The sequence below is a fragment of the Gelidibacter gilvus genome (genome assembly GCF_004115975.1).
In the GTDB taxonomy this organism is placed as follows: Bacteria; Bacteroidota; Bacteroidia; order Flavobacteriales; family Flavobacteriaceae; genus Gelidibacter; species Gelidibacter gilvus.
This window is the reverse complement of the sequence record NZ_SDDZ01000031.1, coordinates 1-1,413: the sequence shown is the minus strand read 5'-3', so window position 1 is coordinate 1,413 and position 1,413 is coordinate 1. Positions and strand designations below refer to the sequence as shown.

Here is a 1,413-nt window from a genome sequence, read left to right as displayed (position 1 = left end):
AAAACCACAGACGTTTACCTAAAAGAAATCAACTACGAGTTTTTAACCGATTTCCAAGGCTATCTATCTAATCTCTATCCTGCAGGTCATCCCAAGGCGTTGTGCAATAATACGGTGATGAAACACATTCAGCGCCTACGTAAAATTGTCACGATGGCCTATCATATGGAATGGGTGGCCAAAGACCCTTTCGTGCGCTGGAAGATGTCTTTTGATAAAACTAATAGAGAATTCCTATCTGAGATTGAATTACAGAAACTAGAAACCAAGGCATTTGTTTCAGACCGACTCGATCGCGTGCGCGACCTGTTCGTTTTCAGTTGTTACACCGGAATCAGTTATGTGGATATTAATAAACTAACCACAGACCATGTCGTCATGAATATTGACGGCAGTCATTGGATAATGAGCACACGGCAAAAAACGAATACGGTGATTAAAGTCCCATTATTGCCAAAAGCCATGGCGATTATCAAAAAATATAAGGACCATCCCGTAACGGTGGTATCAAAATCGTTGCTACCTGTGCTGTCCAACACAAAGTTGAACGCCTATCTCAAGGAAGTCGCAAATTTTGTCGACATCAAAAAAAACCTCACCTTTCACATGGCACGCCACACTTTCGCTACCACAATCGCCCTATCCAACGGTGTGCCCATTGAAACAGTATCCAAGATATTGGGACATGCCAAAATTGCGACCACCCAAATTTACGCCAGGGTACTCGAGCATAAAATTAGCACGGATATGAATAATTTAAAATCAATTTTGGAGACAAAGAACAATCGACGAAATGAAAATGCAGACATAAAAGGTTCTAATTAGTTGGTTTTTAGTGCCTAATGTCTAATTTTTTATTTTTAATTGAATATTTTTTATAGCTTGTTGTGCTAATTTAACCAATTCCAACCCGCTTATGGAGTCTATTAATCTAGTTTTAAAGGAATATAAACTCCAGGTACGGATTATTGAAAATTCAGATCTCACCAAAATCCGAAACCTTAAAGAAGGCATAAATCTTTCAGGTCAAACTATATTGGATTTTCGATTAATAATTAGGGCCGGTAATGGTTTTAGTGCTCAAGAAGATGAAATACATTTTTTCAAGAATATAAAACCTTTCATTTTGGGAAGACTTCAATTTTTTGGAGAACTTCAGAAGTTTGAATTAAAATGGCCTAAAGCAGATGTTAAGACCCAGAAAAAATACATTCGTGCGGCCTTAAAGAAAATTGACCAACATAAAAATGACAATATCAACTTCTGGCGCTATGTCAAGAATAAGCAATCTCAGCAGGATAGTTTATACTTTCTGAGGAGCACACGGCAAATTGGAATTAACTGTGACATGTCCCATTATATCGTGGATCCAGAATTTTCTACCAGTTACGATAATCTTATGGCGCACTTTGT

General features: G+C 37.7%; 2 protein-coding genes. Both read left to right on the top strand.

What is annotated here, in order from left to right; all coding sequences use genetic code 11:
• The coding region (locus tag ESZ48_RS19135; RefSeq protein WP_145963516.1) for a site-specific integrase at nt 1-825 on the top strand (825 nt) is incomplete at its 5' end.
• Between the two features lie 91 nt (nt 826-916).
• Nucleotides 917-1,413, top strand: a 497-nt coding sequence (locus ESZ48_RS19130; protein ID WP_190246318.1) for an RteC domain-containing protein, incomplete at its 3' end; no start/stop codon positions are given.